28 protein-coding genes are annotated in these 19,633 nt (G+C 67.2%); 17 read left to right on the forward strand and 11 right to left on the reverse strand.

Features of this window, described 5'->3' with window-relative positions; genetic code table 11:
- Nucleotides 1–106 precede the first annotated feature (106 nt).
- The 10 genes from JHY01_RS12615 (at nucleotide 107) to JHY01_RS12660 (ending at nucleotide 6,926) form a co-directional block, all read left to right on the forward strand.
- A complete protein-coding gene (locus tag JHY01_RS12615; RefSeq protein ID WP_205326006.1) occupies nucleotides 107–568 on the forward strand; it encodes an HNH endonuclease signature motif containing protein in 462 nt (153 codons plus the stop codon).
- Complete coding sequence (locus JHY01_RS12620; RefSeq protein ID WP_205326007.1) at nucleotides 565–1,152, forward strand: hypothetical protein; 588 nt, start codon at nucleotides 565–567, stop codon at nucleotides 1,150–1,152. The genes JHY01_RS12615 and JHY01_RS12620 overlap by 4 nt, the downstream gene beginning before the upstream one ends.
- Before the next feature lie 13 nt (nucleotides 1,153–1,165).
- Nucleotides 1,166–1,684, forward strand: coding sequence for an SUKH-4 family immunity protein (locus JHY01_RS12625; protein WP_205326008.1), 519 nt, complete (start codon nucleotides 1,166–1,168; stop codon nucleotides 1,682–1,684).
- A gap of 345 nt (nucleotides 1,685–2,029) precedes the next feature.
- Nucleotides 2,030–2,227: a hypothetical protein gene (locus JHY01_RS12630; RefSeq protein ID WP_205326009.1), complete on the forward strand. Its 198-nt coding sequence runs from the start codon at nucleotides 2,030–2,032 to the stop codon at nucleotides 2,225–2,227.
- Nucleotides 2,228–2,339: 112 nt separating this feature from the next.
- Nucleotides 2,340–2,567 carry a hypothetical protein gene (locus JHY01_RS12635; RefSeq protein WP_205326010.1) on the forward strand — a complete coding sequence of 76 codons (228 nt, stop codon included), beginning with the start codon at nucleotides 2,340–2,342 and terminating at the stop codon, nucleotides 2,565–2,567.
- A 26-nt stretch (nucleotides 2,568–2,593) separates the two neighbouring features.
- Nucleotides 2,594–3,487, forward strand: a complete 894-nt coding sequence (locus tag JHY01_RS12640) for a hypothetical protein (protein WP_205326011.1) — start codon at nucleotides 2,594–2,596, stop codon at nucleotides 3,485–3,487.
- Nucleotides 3,468–3,974, forward strand: coding sequence for a hypothetical protein (locus tag JHY01_RS12645; RefSeq protein ID WP_205326012.1), 507 nt, complete (start codon nucleotides 3,468–3,470; stop codon nucleotides 3,972–3,974). The genes JHY01_RS12640 and JHY01_RS12645 overlap by 20 nt, the downstream gene beginning before the upstream one ends.
- Nucleotides 3,975–4,084: 110 nt before the next feature.
- Complete coding sequence (locus tag JHY01_RS12650) at nucleotides 4,085–4,408, forward strand: hypothetical protein (protein WP_205326013.1); 324 nt, start codon at nucleotides 4,085–4,087, stop codon at nucleotides 4,406–4,408.
- Nucleotides 4,409–4,509: 101 nt separating this feature from the next.
- Nucleotides 4,510–5,214 carry a hypothetical protein gene (locus JHY01_RS12655; protein WP_205326014.1) on the forward strand — a complete coding sequence of 235 codons (705 nt, stop codon included), beginning with the start codon at nucleotides 4,510–4,512 and terminating at the stop codon, nucleotides 5,212–5,214.
- A gap of 2 nt (nucleotides 5,215–5,216) precedes the next feature.
- Nucleotides 5,217–6,926 (forward strand): hypothetical protein, encoded by a 1,710-nt coding sequence (locus JHY01_RS12660; RefSeq protein ID WP_205326015.1) that lies wholly within the window; start codon nucleotides 5,217–5,219, stop codon nucleotides 6,924–6,926.
- Nucleotides 6,927–7,039: 113 nt separating this feature from the next.
- On the opposite strand, the gene JHY01_RS12665 is transcribed toward JHY01_RS12660, so the two are convergent.
- Together JHY01_RS12665 and JHY01_RS12670 are read right to left on the reverse strand one after the other, a co-directional pair.
- A complete protein-coding gene (locus JHY01_RS12665) occupies nucleotides 7,040–8,008 on the reverse strand; it encodes a hypothetical protein (RefSeq protein ID WP_205326016.1) in 969 nt (322 codons plus the stop codon).
- Nucleotides 8,008–8,331: a type VII secretion target gene (locus JHY01_RS12670; RefSeq protein WP_205326017.1), complete on the reverse strand. Its 324-nt coding sequence runs from the start codon at nucleotides 8,329–8,331 to the stop codon at nucleotides 8,008–8,010. Before JHY01_RS12670 ends, JHY01_RS12665 begins: the two co-directional genes overlap by 1 nt.
- A 157-nt stretch (nucleotides 8,332–8,488) precedes the next feature.
- Between JHY01_RS12670 and JHY01_RS12675 the strand changes: the two genes are divergently transcribed.
- From JHY01_RS12675 to JHY01_RS12690, 5 genes are all read left to right on the forward strand, one after another.
- Entirely contained in the window at nucleotides 8,489–9,298 is an 810-nt protein-coding gene (locus JHY01_RS12675) for a Bax inhibitor-1/YccA family protein (RefSeq protein WP_275889765.1), read from the forward strand.
- Between the two features lie 98 nt (nucleotides 9,299–9,396).
- Nucleotides 9,397–9,525, forward strand: a complete 129-nt coding sequence (locus JHY01_RS27345; protein ID WP_275889766.1) for a hypothetical protein — start codon at nucleotides 9,397–9,399, stop codon at nucleotides 9,523–9,525.
- 103 nt (nucleotides 9,526–9,628) lie between these two features.
- A complete protein-coding gene (locus tag JHY01_RS12680; protein ID WP_205326019.1) occupies nucleotides 9,629–9,928 on the forward strand; it encodes a YbaB/EbfC family nucleoid-associated protein in 300 nt (99 codons plus the stop codon).
- On the forward strand, nucleotides 9,925–10,323 hold the full coding sequence (locus tag JHY01_RS12685) for a YbaB/EbfC family nucleoid-associated protein (RefSeq protein WP_205326020.1): 399 nt from the start codon (nucleotides 9,925–9,927) through the stop codon (nucleotides 10,321–10,323). The genes JHY01_RS12680 and JHY01_RS12685 overlap by 4 nt, the downstream gene beginning before the upstream one ends.
- Nucleotides 10,324–10,368: 45 nt before the next feature.
- A complete protein-coding gene (locus JHY01_RS12690; protein ID WP_205326021.1) occupies nucleotides 10,369–10,977 on the forward strand; it encodes a hypothetical protein in 609 nt (202 codons plus the stop codon).
- A 175-nt stretch (nucleotides 10,978–11,152) separates the two neighbouring features.
- Here the strand turns inward: JHY01_RS12690 and JHY01_RS12695 are convergent, their stop codons facing one another.
- Nucleotides 11,153–12,349, reverse strand: coding sequence for a hypothetical protein (locus JHY01_RS12695; RefSeq protein ID WP_205326022.1), 1,197 nt, complete (start codon nucleotides 12,347–12,349; stop codon nucleotides 11,153–11,155).
- 123 nt (nucleotides 12,350–12,472) lie between these two features.
- Between JHY01_RS12695 and JHY01_RS12700 the strand changes: the two genes are divergently transcribed.
- The gene (locus JHY01_RS12700; RefSeq protein WP_205326023.1) at nucleotides 12,473–13,354 is read left to right on the forward strand and encodes a hypothetical protein; all 882 of its coding nucleotides are present in this window, start codon (nucleotides 12,473–12,475) and stop codon (nucleotides 13,352–13,354) included.
- Nucleotides 13,355–13,382: 28 nt separating this feature from the next.
- Here JHY01_RS12700 and JHY01_RS12705 read toward each other — a convergent pair whose 3' ends face one another.
- On the reverse strand, nucleotides 13,383–14,375 hold the full coding sequence (locus JHY01_RS12705; RefSeq protein WP_205326024.1) for a Gfo/Idh/MocA family protein: 993 nt from the start codon (nucleotides 14,373–14,375) through the stop codon (nucleotides 13,383–13,385).
- Between the two features lie 234 nt (nucleotides 14,376–14,609).
- Between JHY01_RS12705 and JHY01_RS12710 the strand changes: the two genes are divergently transcribed.
- Entirely contained in the window at nucleotides 14,610–15,200 is a 591-nt protein-coding gene (locus tag JHY01_RS12710) for a copper resistance CopC family protein (RefSeq protein ID WP_205326025.1), read from the forward strand.
- Between the two features lie 17 nt (nucleotides 15,201–15,217).
- Here the strand turns inward: JHY01_RS12710 and JHY01_RS12715 are convergent, their stop codons facing one another.
- The 7 genes from JHY01_RS12715 to JHY01_RS27350 form a co-directional block, all read right to left on the reverse strand.
- A complete protein-coding gene (locus JHY01_RS12715) occupies nucleotides 15,218–16,429 on the reverse strand; it encodes a sulfotransferase (RefSeq protein WP_205326026.1) in 1,212 nt (403 codons plus the stop codon).
- Between the two features lie 119 nt (nucleotides 16,430–16,548).
- Nucleotides 16,549–16,962, reverse strand: a complete 414-nt coding sequence (locus JHY01_RS12720; protein ID WP_205326027.1) for a molybdenum cofactor biosynthesis protein MoaE — start codon at nucleotides 16,960–16,962, stop codon at nucleotides 16,549–16,551.
- 4 nt (nucleotides 16,963–16,966) lie between these two features.
- Nucleotides 16,967–18,133: a molybdopterin molybdotransferase MoeA gene (locus JHY01_RS12725; RefSeq protein ID WP_205326028.1), complete on the reverse strand. Its 1,167-nt coding sequence runs from the start codon at nucleotides 18,131–18,133 to the stop codon at nucleotides 16,967–16,969.
- The gene (locus tag JHY01_RS12730) at nucleotides 18,130–18,726 is read right to left on the reverse strand and encodes a molybdenum cofactor biosynthesis protein B (protein WP_205326029.1); all 597 of its coding nucleotides are present in this window, start codon (nucleotides 18,724–18,726) and stop codon (nucleotides 18,130–18,132) included. Before JHY01_RS12730 ends, JHY01_RS12725 begins: the two co-directional genes overlap by 4 nt.
- Complete coding sequence (moaC, locus tag JHY01_RS12735) at nucleotides 18,714–19,256, reverse strand: cyclic pyranopterin monophosphate synthase MoaC (RefSeq protein WP_205326030.1); 543 nt, start codon at nucleotides 19,254–19,256, stop codon at nucleotides 18,714–18,716. The genes JHY01_RS12730 and moaC overlap by 13 nt, the downstream gene beginning before the upstream one ends.
- 54 nt (nucleotides 19,257–19,310) lie before the next feature.
- A complete protein-coding gene (locus tag JHY01_RS12740) occupies nucleotides 19,311–19,460 on the reverse strand; it encodes a hypothetical protein (RefSeq protein WP_205326031.1) in 150 nt (49 codons plus the stop codon).
- Nucleotides 19,457–19,585 carry a hypothetical protein gene (locus JHY01_RS27350; RefSeq protein WP_275889767.1) on the reverse strand — a complete coding sequence of 43 codons (129 nt, stop codon included), beginning with the start codon at nucleotides 19,583–19,585 and terminating at the stop codon, nucleotides 19,457–19,459. Before JHY01_RS27350 ends, JHY01_RS12740 begins: the two co-directional genes overlap by 4 nt.
- Nucleotides 19,586–19,633: the final 48 nt, after the last annotated feature.

A 19,633-nucleotide genomic window follows, 5' to 3' on the forward strand; every position in this document is an offset into this window, starting at 1 on the left:
ACGCGTAAGCCCCAATCGCTCCACCCGCACCCCTACCGCGAGGATCATCGGCGCGACTCTCGAGGATGTCAAAGCCTTCCGCACTTCGAAGGGCGGCAGGGATGCGATGGACAACTCCGGCAAGCAACCTATGGTCCTGGAGCTGCGGCTCACGAGGGATCTGAAGAAGCGCGACTTCCGGAGGAAGGCAAGAGCCTTGGCCGCTCTGGGCCGAGACGGCAAGCTCGTCAAGACGAAGCCCCCGCCACGCGGCAATCCGGTGAAGAAGTACCGCAAGGATACTGTGAAGCGAATTAAGGAGCGATACAAGGACAACCCAGCACTGATGAAGAAGATGCTGAAGAAGTTCGACTCTGGCACAAGCGGGGCGGATCCCAGGGGCGTTACCAAGCGCGATCAGTACATGGAGCCCGACCATATCCATGAGCTACAACTCGGAGGCGCGGACAAAGCCGACAACCTGATGTGGTTGGATTCTCGGACGAACCGGCTCCTGGGCGGCGACATCAAGGTCGCGCTGAACGGTGTACCCGAGGGCACCCCGATCATTGTGAGGATCGTTGAATGAGTAACCTGCTGCGACAGCGTGTAGAGCGATTCAAGACCGCGGTGGCCGAGCTCGAACTTGGCGATGAGATCCAAATCCTCGACCCGATTCCCGTCGGCCAGCTGCCTGAAGTGATGCATGCCGACATGAAGGCCGTGTACTCGGTCATCGGAGGTATTGCCAGCGAGTCGTTGCGAATCCACGATGTTGGGGAGATTGCCGTCGAATACGGCAGGCCCGACCTGAACGAGGTGACCGGGGAATTCACCGACCCTGTTCCCCGGGATTGGAAGAACTTCGGGGCCGTCCTTGGCGGATTCGACTTCACGCTCTCCGGCAACACGAATACCGGCGCGATGGGATTCTATGATCCGGAGGAGATTCAGTACGCCGTAGTGGATGGCGAATGGCTAGAGATCCAGGAGATTTCGCCTCACCCGCTCGATTTCTTCATCGAGTTCATATTCGGGCCACGCTACCCTGAAATGATCCCCGAAGACACCATCTACTCCTCCGAGCCGACTCCGAAGGAAGAGTGGTTCGATGAAACGTGGTTTCGGGTGCTTCAGCGGGCAGGATTGGACGAGCACTCGAGTGATGGTTAGATAGGAACGCACCATGGTGGCATCAGCGAGATTCCGATCTCTTTGGGGCGAGGACGAGATGGTCCCGTACCCCCGTGAGCCCTGGACCGAGGCGGGTATGCCTGCCTCCGCGCTTCCGGAAGGTGACGAGGTCCCACTCGACGTGGCTGTCGTGTACACCGCCTACCTCACCGGAAACATCGAACTCTACGATCCGGTTCGCCTGACCACGGAGTCCAATGCGCTCGACATCCCCCTCATCGTGATCGGGGCGGTCCCTGAAAATCGCGACCTGCTGTACATGCTGGATCCGAAATCCGGCGAAATCATCCTGTTCGATCTCACCGACCAGGATGTTCAGGGTGTCAACTCGAACTATCGCTGCTTCATCGAATTCCTGTATAGATTCGCGATCTTCGTTGAGGAGGACCAGGGCAAAGTCGGACGCGCTGAACGTGCGGGCGAGCTGATGGCTTCTCTTCGCGGCATCGACCCAAATGCGTTCGGCGAAGACGCCTGGTGGCCAATGGTTTTCGACCAGCTGATGTCGTGAGCAAGGTGAAAGGCCCGAGGGCATTTCAGTGATCATCCGGGTGGTGTAATGAGCGGGGAACGTCCTGACGGGCTCGACGCCATCCATCGGAAGCTCGAACATCTCCGCGGCATCGAGGAGGCGCAGGCTCGACGTGATCGTTGCGGGCGGCGAGCCGCTCGCCCCGAGCGAAGGCGTGCTCGACGACCTCACAGCGGTCTTCAGCCAGTTCCGACTGCTCCAAGGCCTGCCTTCGCTTCACGCGGCCGGAGTCGATCACGGAGCGCGGAGGCCTGGGCGCAGCACGAGGGCGATCCCGGCTGCCCGGTCGGCAGCCCCTTCGGCATCGGGTACAAGCATCTGGGCATGCCGGACGACATCCCCGGCTTCCTCGGCGAACCCGTGATCCGGGTCGATCGCGAGGACGGCGGCGTCTACTATCTCAACGGCGACGACTACGCCATCTGCTACGCGAATCCCGATCAGGTCGAGACCTGGGATTTCGAGGTCGACGTGATCGAGCTCCTCGATGATTTCGGGCTCGGGGCCGGTACCCGGAACTGATGGAAGTCGTGATCGGGCATGAACTGTACGATCGTCACGACCGCAAAGGCAGGTACGTGAACACCTGGCGAACCCTGCTCGAGAACGGAGCCCTGCTCTGATCCACGAAAATATGGAACTGTCGGAGACTGTGGCGCAAATCAGGGGTGCTCTGCCTGAGTCCCTTCGCCACTGCTGGGACATCCCACCCGGCATCCAGGGTGATGCGCTACGGGCTGTCCCGGAAGTCCTGCGCAATCTCTACGAGCTTAGCGAGCGCCTCAGTCTTGGCGACGTCAGGCATGTGCCGTCGAAAGAAATCGAGAACACAGAAGACGTTCAAGACGATTTCGATGAATGAGGCCTACAGGTCGAGGGTCGCTTTCAATGGATTCGCTTCGGGAGTGCGCCGAAACTCGACTCTATGTCCATCGAACACAGGGCGTCATAGCGGCGATCAGCTCCCGGGACCTCAAGTCGGGCCGTCTGCGCCTCCGAGTACTTGCCGATGACATCTCCGGCTTCCTTAAGGAGTATGTGTTCGGTCCCAAGTACATGCTGATCGTCGCCGATCCTGAATCAGAGACCGTCCCTCCTGCGTTGGAAGACGATTGGATGCGGTTTCTCCTGGAGCAGGGGCTCATCGATGCCAGACGACTGGCTCGGCTCGAGCACCAGTGGGCCGACGAATACGCCGATCCGAGCCCTCAAATTCCCGAAGCCTGGAGCGAGACGGAACCGGGAGCCGCCGAACGCTCAGTCGCCGCAAAACTCGCGAGGCTGGACGAGGTCAACGTCGATGTCCGCAAAGCCACACGCGTGGATCAGGACTGGGACTTCGCCCGCCTGGGCGTCTACGTCAGCAAGCCGGGGGAGATCCAGCTGATCAGCAACCCGACTGAGCCGCTATGGCGGCTTCACCGTCTCGTGTCCTCCTCGGCTCTGGGAACACTGCATTTCCTCACTGAAGAAGTCATGCTCGATGAGCAGGACGCGCTGCCGAAACGCCTCTCCCGGAACGGCATCGACCCTTCCGAAGCCGATCAATGGTTCGTGATCGGCACATACCATCTGAAGGCCAGACTCCTCCTCAGCCGGGTCAACGGGTCGGTAGCCGGTCTCGAGCCTGCTCCCGCGAAGCGGCTGCGTCATCTGCACGACGATCTGTTCGAGTTCATCGACGAATTCGCGTTGGGAACACGACACCCGGAGCTCTGCTACAGCCCGAGAAGCCGCGTACAGGCCACCGCCGCCCGCCATTATGCCTGGCGGCTCGCCTGAGGACGCCGCCGCGATCGCGGCCCGCTGGCAGTACCCGGCCCAGGGCAGCCACGAGGAACAGCTCGCCTTCAAGCGGGAAGCGGCCGACTCGCTTTCGCCGCGCATGCGTGACGCTGCCATGGCGCAGGTCGAGGCCCTTCCGTCCACTGAGGAACTTGCGGCACTGACCGCTCAGGCGATCGCCTTGCAGGAAGTCACCGCACGCGTAACCGAGCAGCGCTTCGAAGGCCGGTTCGACCCGGTTCGTAATCGGCTTCGACCCTGCGGCACGCTGTCCACAGGCGCTCTCGACCGCGATGGTCGAGGCATGGAACACCGCCGTGGCGTTCCGCGACGGGGCCGCGATCGAGGCCAATCGGGCGGTCGCGCGAAGCGCGGGAGAGGATCAGTCATGATCGATCCCGACCGGATGTTGCACCGAGTCGAACCGCATCATCGACCGCATATCCCCGACAGGCGAAGACGGATGAACGCGCTGCCTTGCTGAGCTGGTCATTCGCTGTAGATTGGCGGGACTGTACGGGTTGCGAGCCCCTGCTAACCTGAAAACCAGGACCCTAGGCGATACGCAAACACGTTGATTACCCCGGAGGAACCATGGCGCGTGTACTCGATCCTGAAGCCCTACGGGCGTTCCGTGACGTTGCGCAAGCGCAACTCGATTACATCGAGGACGTGCTGATTCCCAAAATGAGGACGGGTGAGGTCCTCGGTGTGGAACCGGGCTTCGGGTTGCTGGAAAGCTCCGAGCAGGCAAGGAAAGCCTACGGGGATTTTCATAAGCTGACTTGGGACAACCTCCAGGCCTTGCGCAAGGATCTGACGGGGATGGTCAAGACCCTGAACGATTCTGCGGATCTCTCAGAAGAAGCCGAGGACACCAACGTCCAAGAGACCTCTGCATACGAGAACGATCTGTAACAGCGGTCCGAGTCGGCCGGGGACGGCCGTCATGGTATTTACCCGGTTGCCGCAGGATACGGCGACCCTCTTGAATCCAACACAGAGGAGATTGCGAACGCATGGCACGCGGAACGATCAAGGCGATGGCCGGGCTCGGCATGACCGCACTACTGCTGGCCGGGTGCTCGCCTGACGGCGATAACGGCGACGGCAACGGAAACGGCCCCGAGGGTGGCGACCCCGTCGCGACCGAAATGCGTTCCTGGGAGCCGTGCGAGGTGCTCGATAATCTTCAGCCGTTCATCGACTTCATGGGAATCACTGAGTTCTCAACGTCGCCAGGCGAATACATCCCGGACAGTGCTGGATACGGCGAAGCCTCGCTCGACCCGGACGCGATCATCTGTGGCGCCAATATCGTTCTCCCGGACGTCACGGAGGGTACCTCGGGGAGGGGAGTGCTCACTGTGAAGATTGTCCCACTCGACAATGAAGAGCAAGCAATCGAGTCCTATAATGGCCGCGCTCCGAATGCGGTGGGACCCGTCGAGAACATTCGATCGGAAATCGGGGACCCTTGGGATGAAGGGGTCCTTCTCTCTACTGTCGAGGAATCTGGCGCGACTGAGTACGTGGATGTCGTTGCACGGGACGGCCAGTGGGTTTTCCAGGTTGAGCTCCAATTCACTGGAGACTTCTACGCGCAGGACGGCGGCGAACCCGCGTACCCGTTTACGAACGACGAGCTCTATAGCTGGCTCGTCGACACATACTTGCCGGCCGTCAACCAGACAGTCAACGACCGAGCCGCGGGAGGGGAGTGACCATGGGCGACAAGGCGGATGAAGAGTTCAAAGAAGAAAAATACGACGACAGTGCGGTAATGCAGACTTCGATCGAAACCGGGCTGGAGAACGATGCTAACGCCGAATTCCTGACATGGATCAAGTGCAATGACGGCGACTGCACGAACACGGAGAACCCGGCTGAAGAAGCTTGGGTGAAGCTTATGTCGGCGATCCCAGTGAAAGGCCAATTGACAGCTGACATGGTCTGTGTTGCAACAGGCTTCCCTACCCCGTCGCCAGGAGAGATCCAGGCCCTCATCACCAAGATCAGGCCGAAGGACGACCCGGACCAGTACGCGATCGCCACGATTCGCGATGAATGGGCAATTTTCCGTAAGGACTTTGCTCTCGACGACAACACTGGGGTGCCTGGCAATTTGAGGACCGCCCTCGGCGAACTCTCTAATGGTTGGGAGGGCGACGACTTCGACGCGTTTGTCGAACAGGTCGAGGTCGTCATCGCGAACTGTGAGAAGATCGCAGACGACATCGGTGACGACTCGTCGGGAGCGGTCCAGCTCCTGACCCAGAAGAGCGAGGAAATCAACGCTATGCAGGGCATCTCGACTGCTAGCGTTCCCTACCCCGCCCCTCTTTACTGGATCAAGGACAAAGGCGGGCTTTTCTCGAACCCCAACATCCACGTCCGGGTTCCGTTTGCCAGGGATGGTTGTGAAGTCGCCGAGGGCTGCATGTTCGGCGACGGCGCGGACAACAAGGCGCTGGAACTGGGTGGCTTCGACAGCGAGGTCGTGAGCGAGGCCCAGGCTTTTGTCGAGTCGCAGACTCAGTACTACCTGGCCCAGGGCGCGAACGAGGAGCCCCCGGTCACCCAGGAACAGGCCGCGCGTTGGGCCGCTGCGGACGCCGACCGCGAGCTCGGCAACGTGGCCGAAGTCAACTCGGAGAACTTCGAGGAGCGTGCACAGGTCGCGAACGACACGGTCGTCAACCGCTGGGAGCAGGCCGAGTCCGCTGCGAGTTCGTTCCAGCCGACCGCAAATCCGTCGAACCCCTCGACGTTCGGCGACAGCGCAGGCGATCTGAGCGGCTCAGGCTACAGTCCTCCCTCCGGAGGCAGTGGCGGGCTCAGCCCGGGACAGATGCCGACAGGTAGCGGGCCCAGCGGGCTGGAGCCACCAGAAGGTTTGCAGCCCAGTAACCCCGGTGGGTTCGATCCCTCCAACCCAAGCAGTCCGAACTACCCGGGTAGCTCGAACCTCCCCGGCGGGTTGGACGACGACAACCCGTGGAGTTCCTCGGTGCCCGACCCCGATGACATCTCCGGTGGTCTGGCCTCCGGTGGGGGGCTCGGCAGCGGTGGTGGTCTCGGTGGTGGCCTCGGCGGCGGTGCCGGTGGCGGCTTGGGCGGCGGCGGCCTCGGCGGTGGGGCAGGTGGTGGCCTCGGCGGCGGCCTCGGCGGTGCCATGGGCGGCATGATGGGCGGCGCCGGTGGCGGCCGTGGTGCTGGAGCCGGTGCCGGCGGTCGCGGTGCCGGCGGCCCGAAGGGCATGGGCAAAGGCATGGGCGCCGGTCGCGGCGGCATGGCCGGCGGCATGATGGGCGGCGCCGGTGGCGGCCGTGGCATGGGTGGTCAGGGCGAGGGCGAAGGCGAGTCCAACACCTGGCTGACCGAGGAAGACGACGTCTGGGGTATCGGCAACGAAGAGGAAGACCCCTACGCGTAGCACGAACGAGATCCGGGCCGGCGCAATCCTCGCTCCGGCCCGGATCTCGTTTCCGACCTTGAATACCTTGGGCCGCAAAGGCGCACCTCTGACGAACCGGACCCTTAGACTGGTCAGGCAGTGGCCTGTTCGGCTAGGCCTGCTCCTGTCGCGATCATGGTCTTGTTGTTCTTGAGGAACTCCAGGACGGGCTTGATCTTCTCCAGGACCTCCCAGACCTTGGCGATCGCCTGGGCGGCCTTGCCGAAGATGTCGGTGGCCTGGCGGATGCGGTTGAACGCCCGCATGAGGAGTGTCGCGACCTTGTAGATGCCGTCCGCGATCGCGGTGGCCGCGGTCGCGCCGAACGTCGCGATGCCCGCGGCGACCTGCGGCAGCAGGCGGGTCAGCGCATACGACACGCCTTTGGCGAGCAGATCCACGATGTCCTGGCGCAGCGCCTTGGCGAGGTCGGCCATGCAGAGCAGCAGGCCTTCCATGCCGACGGCCACGAAGCCGAGCCCCTCGACGGACTGCGCGGCCTCGCCGACCCGCGTGCGGGCCGCGTCGCCGTCCCGGCCCTGCCAGTCGGCGAGGCTGTCGTCGCCGACCGACCTGATGTACTCGCCCACCTGCGGCGCGCCTGCGGCCACGGTGTTCCACATCTTCGCCGAGTCCTTCATGCGGGTCTCGTTGCCCGAGACGATGCCGACGAGGTCCTCGAGCGGCTGGAACACCTTGATGAGGAAGTCGATGAGGCTGCCGGCCAGCCATTCGACCGGGTTGAACTTCGGGTCGGTGAGGTTCTCGACGAAGCTCCAGAAGTCCTCCGCCGCGTTCTGGACGGAGAGCAGATCACTGGCGAGGCCGGTTGCGACGTTCGCGAGACCGTCCCAGTCGGTCAGGCTCTCGACCTTTCCGATGTTGGTGTAGGTGTTGTACCCCGCAAGGGGGACGGCGGTGACGCTCTTGATCCCGTCCAGTGCGGCAGCGGTCTTCCACGCATCCGTGCCGCTGGCACCGACATCGCCGTCACCGAACAGGGTCGGCTTCTGCTCGGGCGCCCCCTCGTCCCACACGGGCGTTTCGATCTGGTCCGACATCAGTTGCCGCCCTTCAATTCACCGGCGATCTTCTCGAGCTCGGCGGCGATCGCCGCGTCATTGCCCTCGTGCTCATCGGCGCATTCGGCGATGCGATCGGCGAGACCCGAGACTGCTTGGACCGAATCGGCCATCGAAGTCTGGAACACATCGGCGAGCGTGAAATACGCCGGCGCCATGACCAGTCCGGCCACACCCCACATCCACCAGTCGGGGTCGGCTTCCTTTGCGTAATCGGCGAGGGATTGGATCTCGCCTTCGGTCTGGTGCAGTGCCGAAGCCGCGGCGCGCAGCTTTTCGGCGTCGACGTCGATCCACGTCATGGGCGATGACTCCAGGGATGGGAATGTGCGTGGGCGGCGCTGTCTGCCGGGTTCAGGGCCGGTAACGCCATCGAGCATACGCAACCCGTGCAATTCCGATCAGCCATCTGTCGTAGCCTGGGGCGGGCCCTCTACCCCGGAACAAAGGTCAGCTCCCATGGCACGCGGCAACCCACTCCTCAATCGTCTTGCGCGAGTGCAGTCCCAATACCCGGTGACCTCGGCCGGTGGGCGAATGACCGCAGCGCAGGTCTCGGAGCGGGCGTCGGTGCTGCTGGGTGTCACGCTGGTCGCAGGGGCGGCGGCCTGGTTCTTCATGACCGCGCAGGTGGACGACGCGACCGATTGGCCCGGTTGGGAATCGAACCTCATCGGGATCGCGGGGCTGGTGGTCGCCGCGGGGTTCCTCATCGCCGGGAGCCTCAGGCCGATGCCGGGTGCCGCGGCGGCGGTGGCCTATGCGGTGGCGCAAGGGCTCGGACTCGCCTGGATCGGCGTCGCCTTCGATCTCGGGTCGGGCGGGTTCGTCGCCAACCTGCTGCTGGGGACCGTGCTGACCGGTCCGGCGGCGCTGGCCGTCCTCCGCAGCCGCTGGGGTGCGCTGCCCGCACTCGTCGTCGTCCCGGTCTCCGCTGCGATAGGTCTTGCGGCGCTGGCGTCCGTCAACGCGGTCGCATTCCTCGCCGGAGGGGACGCGGGCCTGTTCGGCGGCGTCTCGATTCCCTGGTGGGGCTGGTGGAGCCTGGCCCTGCTGGCACTCTGGTCCGCCTATTCGTTCGGGGTCGACATGCGACGGCTCGACGAGTACGTGAACGCAGGCGCAGAGGTTCGTTACGTCTGGGCAGCAGCGCTCGCGATCGCGGCGGGACCGATCGGCATCTACGCCTGGCGGCTCTCGGATTTCCGCAGCACCCACAGCAGCGACACCTACGACTACGTCAGCGATGCGGGGGACCCGTCCGACTGACGCGGGTTCGGACCAGCCCGTCGCAGGAAAGCGAAGGCGGTTCGCGTATTTGCCATGGTGGCCGGCATGAGACCCCGATTCGGCACAGTAGGCGACCTGTGGGCGTAGTGAGCCACATCGACGCGATCCGGCGGTCCGCGACGCGCATAGACGAACTGGCCGACGACGCGCCGGACGGCGAGGACCGCCCGCACCGGCCGTACAGCATCGCCGCGGACATCGCTTAGGACCCGCAATGCCTGGTAGCGGGGGTGGGTTACGCTCGGTGCCGAAGGAGTGCGGCGCCGACGTACTCGGGGTGGCGCGAACTCGTTGGGAGGCAAGGAACCTATGCCGCAAGAGGACATGTCGGCGCGAATCGCCGAAGCGCAGCGGCTGGCGGTGGAGGCCGAAGCCGAAGTGGTCTCCGAGACCGGCGCGGTCCGCGTCGTCGCTGGGCCGGGCGGGCGCGTCAAGGAACTCGACCTGCGCATGAGCGCGTTCGAGATAAGCGGGGTCGAGCTCGGCGAGATCATCGCCGAGACGGTGCGAGCCGCGGGCAGCAAGCTCGAAGCCGACCTGACGGCTTCGATCAACGACGTCCTCGGCGGCATGTTCGACGGGGCCGGCACCGAAGGGGAGCGCGCATGAGCGACCGGAGTCGTCCCAACCCCGAGGAGATGTTCGCCCGGATCGAGCAGATGCAGCGCGACGCCGAGGAGACCCTCCGCAAGTACGAGGAGATGCAGGCGCAGATGGGCGCCGACCCGATCGAGGTCTACTCCGAGGACGGCCTCCTGCGCGTGGAGCTCGACGCCGAAGGGAAGGTCGCCGAGATCGGGATCGACGAGATGGCCATGCGGCGGCGGCAGTCGCTCGCGCCCATGATCATCGCGCTGCTCGACGAGGCCGCCGCCCTGCACAGCGTGAAGATGGCGGAGATGGCGCAGGCCCTAGCGGGCGACAAGATGGACGTCATGGGGATGGTGCGCGGGAGCCTGCCCGAGCACCTGCGAGACCGGTTCGACCGCGACCGCGGCTTGTAGATCCCCTGGCAGCGAAGGCCCCACCTGAAGCTCGACACTCCCGGCATGCTCGAACGCCAATGGCTCGAGCCCGGCGAGAAGACCCTCGACTGGATATCGCAGTGGAAACTGCCCGCGTTCGACGGGATCCCGAAGCCGCCTTGGACGGCCGAGCAGGTGTGGCGGCGGATAGGGAAGGTCGTGGGCCTGACGCTGGCGTGGATCGCCGGCTCCGTGGTGCTCCTCATCGTGCTCGCCTTCCTCGCCGAAGGCCTGAGCGGCGCGAGCGTCGACGGCGGTTCCGGCAAGAAGCTGAAGGGCCCCAACGTGGTCCTTCGCGGGCAGGGGCGGGATTCGGTCATGGGCCGGATGGTGACGCCCGCGCTGCGGTGCCGCGGGCTGTGGGTCTACACCAACCGGCGGATCGCGTTCATCGCCGTCGAGGGGCGCACGTACGGGAAGTTCCTGAGCGGCTCGGGGCAGCCGAGCGAGTTCACCGAGCCGGTGCCGATCCGGACGCTCTTCCAGGTGCGCGAGCCGCATTACCGCTATGACGGTGAGGCGGACCGGCTCCGCCGGACCCGGTTCCTGCGGCGGTTCAAGCCGGCCGGGGTGTACCGCCGGATCTCGTTCGCCGACGGCTCGGGCGTCGACCTGCGCCGCTACCGGAAGTAGGCGCGAGGCACGCGGAGTATCCATACGGCCCCAAGGAACCCGGGAAGCTCAAGTAGACGCTGAGCACGGTCGCCTACCGCGGCGGCGTGTCCGCGCCCGGTGAGCGGGACGCGGCGTTCCTCGCCGACATGCGGGGGCGCGGCCGACCGGCAGCGGCACGCGGGCTCCTGAACGGTCAGACCGCTTCCAGCCAGAGGCGGGGTTCGAAGGACTCGATGTCGCCGGTGGCGGAGCGCCAGATCGCGTAGACGTGCGCTTCGGCGTTGACCTGGATCGTCTGGCCCGCATGGGCTTCGACGACGAGGTCGCGCTGCTTCTCGGATCGGCCGGTGTGCCGGTCGGGGATCTCGAGGTTCGCGGGACGGCCGTCGGTGATGACCGTGAGCTGTTGCGCCCCAGTAGGAACGAGGTAGCGCCAGTGGCCTCGGGAGGCGGGCCGCTCGGTGTCGTCGATGAGCACGCGCGGCGGCCGCGTCCAGGCGCGGGACAGGAACGAGCCGTGTCCGGTCTTGCGGCGCCCCGCCCAGAGGTGCCTGCCGCACTCGAGGTGCAGGTCGATCGCCGCCATCCCGGCGGGCAGGGGTGGCAGCGCGGTCGGATTGGCGCCCAGGAGGATCGCGTCTTCGCCGTACAGCACGGGCTCGCGCGGGAGGCTGCGGCGCTGCGCGGCGACGTCAAGGTGGTACCTGGCCTTGGCTCGGCGCCACAGCGGCACGCCGGCGACGATGAACGCCACCGCGAGCGCGGCGATGCCGATGCCCGACACCAGGTGCCAGGTCTCGGTGGGCATGAGGGCCATGACCGAACCGGCTGGGAGGCAGCAGATCAGGGAGGTCACCACCAGCAACGACCAGCAGCCCGTGTTGGTGGGGATGAACTCGATGGTCTCGGGCAGGTCGCCGAGTACACGGTGCCCGGACGCCCTGTCCTCGAAGAACTGCACCCGGTGCGCGCCGTCTGCGGCGACCTGCACGACGACCGGGTCGAGGGTGGCGGTGTTCTGGACTTCGACGGTGTGCGGCCCGGCGCGGAGGACGAGGTCGAGCTGGCCGTTGCCGACGGAGACGGGCACGCCGTCGACGGCGACCACCGGGGCGGTGTCGCCGCCGTCGGCCAGGACTGAGAGGACGCCTTCGTCGGGTCCTGGCGCGAGGCCCGGATCGCTGAACGTCCGCATCGGTCCGCGGTTCGGCAGGCCACTACGGGAATCGTTGCGGGACTGCACCGGGCGCGCCATTGCCGCGGCTTGCGCGTTCACCAAGCGCATCTCGTCGTCGCCCACGCGAAGCGGACGCGGCTCGAGGTAGGCGACCTCGCGGGTGCGGTAGATGCCGAGGCGGTGGCGGGGCAGGTCGTCGCGGGTGGGCGGCATCGCGGTCCTTCTGCGGGGGCGGATCGGTGCGCATCACCTTATCGTGACGCTGCCGCGAGAAGGGGTCGCTGAGCGGCTTCGCTGGGTGACCGGGCAGTGGCCCCAGACCTGTATCTTGCTCGCATGGGAATGAAAGACCGCCTGGAGCAGATGAAGCAGCGCGCGCAGGACGCGGGCAAGATCGTCGTCGACGTCGGTGTCGACGCGGCCCGCGAGAAGCGCGACGCCGCCGTCGGCGCCGCTAAGAGCAAAGTAGACGCCACGACTGGGTATGTCGTCGAGAAGCGCGACGGCGCCGTCAATTTCGCGAGTGACGCGAAGTCCGCGATCAAAGAAGGCGACTTCGAGGAGCTGCTCAAGCGCCTGCCCCTGCCCTCCTCGCCCGTCCAGGAGGACTGGCAGTGGAGCCTGGCCAAGCTCATCACCTCGGGCAACAAGCCCCCCATGGGCACCGGGATGCTCCTGGGCCTGCTCGACAACTTCGGCACCATCGACATCGGCCCCGAAACGGTCGGCTTCGACGGGTCGACGGCCAAGTGGCACAAGGTGAAGGCCATCCGCACCCGATCCCTGGACGGCATCATCCAGAAGCTCTCCACGGACACCTTCACCGAGAGCATCGAGGCCCTGCTGCCGCCCGTGCCCGGCCGCGGCTGGGTCTCCGAGAAGGCCACCTCCGCGATCTTCACCATCTGGGCCATGGTCGCCGACCTCGCCATCCGCGACCCCGAAGCCGGTCGGCGCCAAGTGGTCTGCGAGATCGAGTACAAGGGATGGATCCGCACGAAGGAGGCCGAGACCGGCTTCTTCACCGGCCCCGTGATGGCCCTCCTGCCGAACCTCGACCAGGTCTTCCGCGAGGAGGCCGCCCGGCGCGGCGTGCTCGTCGAGCAGGCCGAGCAGACCGCGATCGAGAACGCCGAAGCGCGAGTGGCGTGGCTGCGCGAAAAACACGCCGCCATCAGTGCGAAGCGCGAAGCAGCCCGCAAGCAGATCGAATACTGATCCGCCTGCGGGCCTTGGAAAAACCTGGCTACTTCGGGTGGGTCTCACCGGGGTAGCGCAGCCCGATCTGGGCGCGCGCCTCGTCCAAGATCTCCATAACCTCCACGGTGCTCTGGGGCGGCACGAGCGTCGACTCGAGTCGCCCCTGGCGCAGCGCCCGGTGCACTTCGAGCGCTTCGTGGACGTACCCGTGGCCGACATAGGGCGCCTCGAACTCGCGGGGCGCCTCGTCGTACCGCACGAGCGTGTAACCGCTCGGCCGATAGGCATAGTTGCGCAATTCGATGCGGCCCAGCGTGCCCGCGATCGTCACCTCGTTGGCGGGCCCGCCCCGGTAGGAGCAGGAGAGCTGCGCGATCGCGTTCGGGTACTTGAGGGTGAGCGCGGTCTGCGCGTCCACCCCGGTCGTGTCCATGACGCTGTGCGCCTCGATCGCATCGGGCTTGCCGAGTACCAAGTGCGCCAACGTGATCGGGTAGACCCCGAGGTCGAGGAGCGCTCCCCCGGCGAGCTCGAGGTTGCGGAGTCGATGGCTCGCGGGCAGGTCGGAGGCGAACGAGAAGTTGCCGTTCACGGACACGACCTCGCCGATCATGCCCTCCTTGATGGCGCGGCGCATCTCGCGGATCGCCGGGTTGCACCGGGTCCACATGGCCTCCATGAGGAACCGCTGGTTCTGGCGGGCGACGTCGAACATGGTGCGGGCTTGAGCGGCGTTGTAGGCGAAGGCCTTCTCGCACAGGACGTGCTTGCCGGCTTCGAGGAGTTGGAGAGTGGGCAGGTAGTGATGTGAGTGCGGGGTCGCGACGTAGACGATGTCGACTTCGTCATCTGCCGCAAGGGCCTGGACGGACTCCCAGGCCTGGGGGATGTCGTGCTTCTTGGCGAACGCGGCGGCGCGCTCCGCCGATCGAGAGGCCACAGCGGTGACGCGGCAATCGTCGAGGAGGGCAAGATCTTCCACAAAGGTCGATGCGATTCCACCGGTCGCCAGGATTCCCCATCGGATCGGTTCAACCATGGACGTAAGCACACCACAACTTCTCGCGATCGTCAACACGAGGGTCAGCGGTACTATCTCCGCCAACCGGGCCATATTCGCAATCGAGGATCACCCTCGGTCACGTCCCAGTTGTGACCTGGTGATTGATGTGACCTTTCCCGCAAGGTGGAACCGAACCCTCCGTGGCACTATGGCGAAATGTCTCTTCGCGCTTCTGAACGACGGCCCGTCAAACGAGTGATCGCGCTTGCGATGTCCGCCGCCCTCGGCGGCCTCCTGACGCTCGGCCTCGCCGCTCCGGCTTCGGCGCACGCGGCGCTCACCGGCACCGACCCCGAGGACGGCGCCACCCTCGCGGAGGCCCCGGCCGAGGTCTCGGCCACGTTCTCGGAGATCCTCGACCAGGCCTCGACCGAGATCGCCGTGACCGACCCGGCCGGAACGGTCATCGACGTCGCGGACCCGAGCTACGACGGGGACACGTTCATCCAGCCGATGCTCTACACCACCCCCGGCAAGTACACGCTGGCGTTCCGCGTGATCTCCGAGGACGGGCACCGCGTGGAGGACGCCGTCGAGTTCACCGTCGAGTCGATCCCCGAGGGGCTGTACGCCCCCGGCGCGGCGCCCACCGGCGAGGCCGCGACCGAGGCCGAGGCGACCCCGGAACCCACGACGCAGGAGGCGACCGGCGCGGCCACCGAGGAATCCGCCGAGGAGGACTCGAACCCGGGCGCGGCTCTGGCCGCGATCCTGCTCGGCCTCCTGGTGATCGTGGTCGGCGGCGTGATCCTGGTGAAACTGGTGGGCCGCAAGCAGCACGACGACAGCAGCGGCGAGTAGCGGCGGGCCCGCCGCCCTCAGCGGTTGAACCCGGCGACGAGCTTCGTGTAGTCGCCGAAGGCCGCTTCGACGCCGTCGAGGTCGAGCCCGTAGCGGGCCAGCCCGTACTCGTGGCGGCGGTCGGTGACCGGCCGGGCCAGCGCGCCGTCCAGGTTCCCGGCGTCCCGTTCGGTCCATTCGGCGCCGACGGCCTCGTAGATCTTGGGGACGTTGCGGTGCGGGTCGGAGCTGAGCAGGTGGTAGGGCACGTCCACGACCGACTCGGGCGGCAGGGCGATGCGGGCGGTCCGGGCGCGTTCGACGGCCTTGACCATGAGGTCCAGGCTGAGCTCGCCGATGGCCTCCGGGTCCGGCCGTTTGCGGGCCATCGCCCAGGCGGTCTCCAGGAGGCTGCACAACGACCCCAAGGCGGTGGCGGGGTCGCGGTGGGTCCACACGAACGTCGCGTCTGGGAAGACCTTGACGATGGTCGCCATGTCGTTGAGGTGCAGCGGGTATTTGAGGATCCAGCGCTTGGGGTCGCGGCCGAACTGGAGCACTTGGAGCGCGAGCTTCAGGTACTCGTAGTCCGGGGTGGTGTCGCGCGACTCCAGCCAGCGCTGGTATTCGGGCATCGGGCCGCGCAGCAGCGGGTGGAAGTAGCCGTGCGGGAGCAGGAACAGCGACTCCTCGGGCTGGTCGACGCGGACGGGGTGGATGATCTCCCACATCGGGGAGATCTTCTGGGCCGCGCCGATCTGCCTGGCGAGGGCGCGCACGCGCCGGTCGACGACCGCGGGGTCGGTCTCGATGTCGGTGTGCAGCATCTCCCACATGAGCGGTCCGCGGTGGTCCTCTGCGAGGGCGAGGATCTTGTGGGTGAGCGTGGTGGCGGTACGGGGGAGCCCGAGCACGAAGACCGGTCGGCGGATCTCCTCGTCGAGGACCTCGGGGTGGTCGGTGATGATCCGGTTGATGCGCAGGTGGTTCTCGAGGCGGCCCTTGACGTCGGAGAGGACGGACTGCCAGCCGAGGGGGGTGAGGTCGGCGGCGGCGCGGGCCAGGCTGGACAGCGCGAAACCCTGCTCGTCGGTGAACTGCCGCTCCCGTTCGCTCAGGGGGCGGCCGTGGGTCTTCGCTACGGCCGTGACGGTCTTCCGCCATGCGGCTTCGGGACGTTTCCGCCCGCCCGAGGCGGGGGCGAGGGCGAGGTTGAGGAGTTTGGCGGTGACGGTGATGCGACTGCTCATGGGGGTGCGGCTCCTCCGCGGGGATACGGTCGGCACTTCGGAGCAGTCTATGGCGGCGTCCACTGCAGATCAATGCGAAGCGTTGACCGATACCTTGCGGCGCAATGGCATCGATTCGCTCAAGGGCAGTTGACCCATTCGTCGGTGCCGTCGTCGAAGAACTGGTGCTTCCAGATCGGGAGGCGGGCCTTCACCTCGTCGACGAGGTCGGCGCAGGCGTCGAAGGCCTCCTTCCGGTGTTCGGCGGCGACGGCGGCGACCAGGGCCGGGTCGCCGATCGCGAGGTCGCCGACCCGGTGCGAGACCACCACGCCCCGGACTCCGGGGCGCGCCGCGATCTCCTCGGCGATGGTGCGCAGCAGCTCACCCGAGGACGGGTGGCCCTCGTAGGAGAGCCGGAGCACGCCCCGGCCGTGGTCGTGGTTGCGGACGACGCCCGAGAAGGACACGACGGCCCCGGCCTCGGCCGCGGCGACCGCGGCCTCGTGCTCGGCGACGTCGAGCGGGCTGTCCAGCACGCGTGCGCGGATCATGGGGTCACACTCCAGGGACGGTGGCGAGTTCGACGGCGGCGCCCGCGGCGCCGGTGCCTTCCGGGCCGATCACGGCGAACCCGGCGGCGTTGGCCAGACCCCGCAGCATCGCGGAGCCGTGGTGCCCGAGCCGGTTGCCGGCCCGGTCGACGAGGGCCAGGTGGGTGAAGCTCCCGCGGCCGGGGACCGCTTCGGCGAGCCGGACGGTCTGCAGCGGCGGCAGCGGCAGCCCGCGCAGGCCCGCGAGCAGCGGCGCTACGAGCGAGACCACCGCGATCACCGCGGACTGCGGGTTGCCGGGCAGGCCCGCGATGAACTTCCCGTCCTCGGTGCGGGCCAGCAGCATCGGGAAGCCGGGACGGACCGCGACGGTGTTGATCACGTACTCGGCGCCGATCTCGGCGAGCGCGGCGTGCAGGTGGTCGACCGGGCCGACCATCGTGCCGCCGGTGGTGCACACCAGATCCGCGTCGGCGAGCGCCTCGCGCAGTGCCGCGACGTGTGCTTCGAGGGTGTCCTCGACCGGCCCGATGCTCGGCCCGGCGGCCGCCCCGGCGGCGGTGAGCATGTGGGGGACCATGGGGCCCAACGAGTCCCGGACCCGGCCTTCGCGGGAGACGCCGGAGGTCAGCAGCTCGTCGCCGAAGACGACGACGCGTGCGCCGGGCTTGGCGTGCGCGGGGAGCGTCGCGTGCCCGGCGGCGGCCGCGAGGCCGACCACGGGCGGGCTGATCGGGGTCCCGGCCGCCAGCAGCTCATCGCCGTGCGCGGCCTCTTCGCCGGCCTCGCGCCATTCACGCGCGGCGGGGCCGTCGACCAGGTCGTCCTCGAGCGTGCCGTGCTCCAAGCGGATGATGCCCTCGGCCCCTTCGGGGACCTGCGCGCCGGTCGCGATCGTGACCGCCTGGCCGGGCTTCATGGCCTGCGGCACCTGGCCCGCCAGGACGGCGCCGTCGACCCGCCACGGGCCGCCGCCGGCGATCGCCCAGCCGTCGACCGCGGAGGTCGGGAACGCGGGCAGGTCGGAGACGGCCACCAGCGGGGCGGCCAGCGCCGAGCCGACCGCTTCGCCGAACGGCAGCTCAGAAGCGGCCGGGCGGGCCGCATAGCCTGCGGCCCAAGCGGTCTCTCGGGCCTCGGCCCAGTTCATCGGGGCGGCGGTCCCGGTCATCGGGCGGTCCTTCCGTGGTCGTGGGAGGGGCGGGCGGAGGCGTCGGCGGATGCGGAGCGGGTGGCCGCGCCGTCTCCGGCGTCCGCGACGGCGCCGTCGGATTCGTCGTTCCGTTCATGGTCGCCGTCGTGGAGTTGGGAGACCGCGTGCTCGACGAGCGCGGCGGTCAGCACCGCGAGGCCGTCCTTCGCGGCGCCCTTCGAACCTGCCAGGTTCACGATCAGCGTCCGCTCCGCGACCCCGGCGATACCGCGCGAGAGCGCCGCGTGCGGCGTCTTCGCGAGCCCGGCGGCGCGGATCGCCTCGGCGACGCCCGGCACCTCGAAGTCGACCACGCGGCTGGTCATCTCGGGGGTGAGGTCCTTGGAGGTCAGGCCGGTGCCGCCGGAAGTGACCACCAGGTCGGCGCCCTGCCCGACCGCGACGCGCAGCGCGGCCTCGACCTCTTCGCCGTCGTGGACGACGACCGGCCCGATCACGTCGAACCCGTGGGACCGCAGCCCCTCCGCGAGGATGGGCCCCGACTCGTCCTCGTAAACCCCGTCGGCGGCCCGGTTCGAGGCCACGACGACCACGGCCTTCACCGCTGCCATGTGCCCTCACCCGCCGCCCCGCCCAGCCGCTCGCTGCGCTCGCTTCCCCGAACCGGAGGCGCTTCGCGCCGCCACTCCTGCGTCTTCCCTCCGAGCTTCTCCTCCACGCGGACGTCGGTGATGACGGCGGCGGGGTCGACGGCTTTCACCATGTCCACCAAGGTCAACGCCGCCACCGACACGGCCGTGAGGGCCTCCATCTCGACGCCGGTGCGGTCGGCGGTCTTCACCCGCGCCGCGATCTCGACGCCGTCGTCGGTCACCGTCAGATCGACCTTCACACCGCTGATCGCGATCGGGTGGCACAGCGGCACCAGGTCGGGCGTGCGCTTGGCCGCCATGATCCCCGCGATCCGCGCCGTCGCCAGCGCGTCGCCCTTCGCGAGCGAGTTCTCGCGCAGCGCCGCGACCACCTCTGGGGTGGTCACGAGCCGCCCGGTCGCGAGCGCCGAACGGTGCGAGACGTCCTTCTCGGAGACGTCGACCATGCGGGCGGCCCCGGACGAGTCGACATGCGTGAGGTCAGCCATGCCGCGAAGTCTAGTCGCGGAGTGGGACGCCGCCGAGTCTCCGGCGCGGCCGGGTCAGCGGCCGAGGCGTTCGCGCCAGAACGCGACGTTGACCACCGCCGAGAGCAGCAGCGAGTTGACGATGACGATGAGCGCGAGGACCGGCAGGAGCCGGCTCGTCAAAGCCGGGCCCGGCAGCGGGCTGACCAGCAGGTCGAGCGTCATCCGGCGGGATGGTCGCCGAGCGCGGTGATCGCCTCGGCGCCCGCGCCGGTCTCGTGCGTCGCGGGCGTGCGCATCCAGGACCCCTCGGTGCACCAGGTACCGACGCAGCGATCGGGCAGGATCACATTACGCGGCGGCCACTTCGCGGTACGGCCTCGGATTCGCCCCCGGGG

It is taken from the genome of Glycomyces sp. YM15, from assembly GCF_016918015.1.
Classification (GTDB): domain Bacteria; phylum Actinomycetota; class Actinomycetes; order Mycobacteriales; family Micromonosporaceae; genus Glycomyces.

Coding starts and splice junctions, on each gene's coding strand:
- JHY01_RS12615 (WP_205326006.1), top strand. CDS start 107: ATGGACAACTCCGGCAAGCAACCTATGGTCCTGGAGCTGCGGCTCACG.
- JHY01_RS12620 (WP_205326007.1), top strand. CDS start 565: ATGAGTAACCTGCTGCGACAGCGTGTAGAGCGATTCAAGACCGCGGTG.
- JHY01_RS12625 (WP_205326008.1), top strand. CDS start 1,166: ATGGTGGCATCAGCGAGATTCCGATCTCTTTGGGGCGAGGACGAGATG.
- JHY01_RS12630 (WP_205326009.1), top strand. CDS start 2,030: ATGCCGGACGACATCCCCGGCTTCCTCGGCGAACCCGTGATCCGGGTC.
- JHY01_RS12635 (WP_205326010.1), top strand. CDS start 2,340: ATGGAACTGTCGGAGACTGTGGCGCAAATCAGGGGTGCTCTGCCTGAG.
- JHY01_RS12640 (WP_205326011.1), top strand. CDS start 2,594: ATGGATTCGCTTCGGGAGTGCGCCGAAACTCGACTCTATGTCCATCGA.
- JHY01_RS12645 (WP_205326012.1), top strand. CDS start 3,468: ATGCCTGGCGGCTCGCCTGAGGACGCCGCCGCGATCGCGGCCCGCTGG.
- JHY01_RS12650 (WP_205326013.1), top strand. CDS start 4,085: ATGGCGCGTGTACTCGATCCTGAAGCCCTACGGGCGTTCCGTGACGTT.
- JHY01_RS12655 (WP_205326014.1), top strand. CDS start 4,510: ATGGCACGCGGAACGATCAAGGCGATGGCCGGGCTCGGCATGACCGCA.
- JHY01_RS12660 (WP_205326015.1), top strand. CDS start 5,217: ATGGGCGACAAGGCGGATGAAGAGTTCAAAGAAGAAAAATACGACGAC.
- JHY01_RS12665 (WP_205326016.1), bottom strand. CDS start 8,008: ATGTCGGACCAGATCGAAACGCCCGTGTGGGACGAGGGGGCGCCCGAG.
- JHY01_RS12670 (WP_205326017.1), bottom strand. CDS start 8,331: ATGACGTGGATCGACGTCGACGCCGAAAAGCTGCGCGCCGCGGCTTCG.
- JHY01_RS12675 (WP_275889765.1), top strand. CDS start 8,489: ATGGCACGCGGCAACCCACTCCTCAATCGTCTTGCGCGAGTGCAGTCC.
- JHY01_RS12680 (WP_205326019.1), top strand. CDS start 9,629: ATGCCGCAAGAGGACATGTCGGCGCGAATCGCCGAAGCGCAGCGGCTG.
- JHY01_RS12685 (WP_205326020.1), top strand. CDS start 9,925: ATGAGCGACCGGAGTCGTCCCAACCCCGAGGAGATGTTCGCCCGGATC.
- JHY01_RS12690 (WP_205326021.1), top strand. CDS start 10,369: ATGCTCGAACGCCAATGGCTCGAGCCCGGCGAGAAGACCCTCGACTGG.
- JHY01_RS12695 (WP_205326022.1), bottom strand. CDS start 12,349: ATGCCGCCCACCCGCGACGACCTGCCCCGCCACCGCCTCGGCATCTAC.
- JHY01_RS12700 (WP_205326023.1), top strand. CDS start 12,473: ATGGGAATGAAAGACCGCCTGGAGCAGATGAAGCAGCGCGCGCAGGAC.
- JHY01_RS12705 (WP_205326024.1), bottom strand. CDS start 14,375: ATGGTTGAACCGATCCGATGGGGAATCCTGGCGACCGGTGGAATCGCA.
- JHY01_RS12710 (WP_205326025.1), top strand. CDS start 14,610: ATGTCCGCCGCCCTCGGCGGCCTCCTGACGCTCGGCCTCGCCGCTCCG.
- JHY01_RS12715 (WP_205326026.1), bottom strand. CDS start 16,429: ATGAGCAGTCGCATCACCGTCACCGCCAAACTCCTCAACCTCGCCCTC.
- JHY01_RS12720 (WP_205326027.1), bottom strand. CDS start 16,962: ATGATCCGCGCACGCGTGCTGGACAGCCCGCTCGACGTCGCCGAGCAC.
- JHY01_RS12725 (WP_205326028.1), bottom strand. CDS start 18,133: ATGACCGGGACCGCCGCCCCGATGAACTGGGCCGAGGCCCGAGAGACC.
- JHY01_RS12730 (WP_205326029.1), bottom strand. CDS start 18,726: ATGGCAGCGGTGAAGGCCGTGGTCGTCGTGGCCTCGAACCGGGCCGCC.
- moaC (WP_205326030.1), bottom strand. CDS start 19,256: ATGGCTGACCTCACGCATGTCGACTCGTCCGGGGCCGCCCGCATGGTC.
- JHY01_RS12740 (WP_205326031.1), bottom strand. CDS start 19,460: ATGACGCTCGACCTGCTGGTCAGCCCGCTGCCGGGCCCGGCTTTGACG.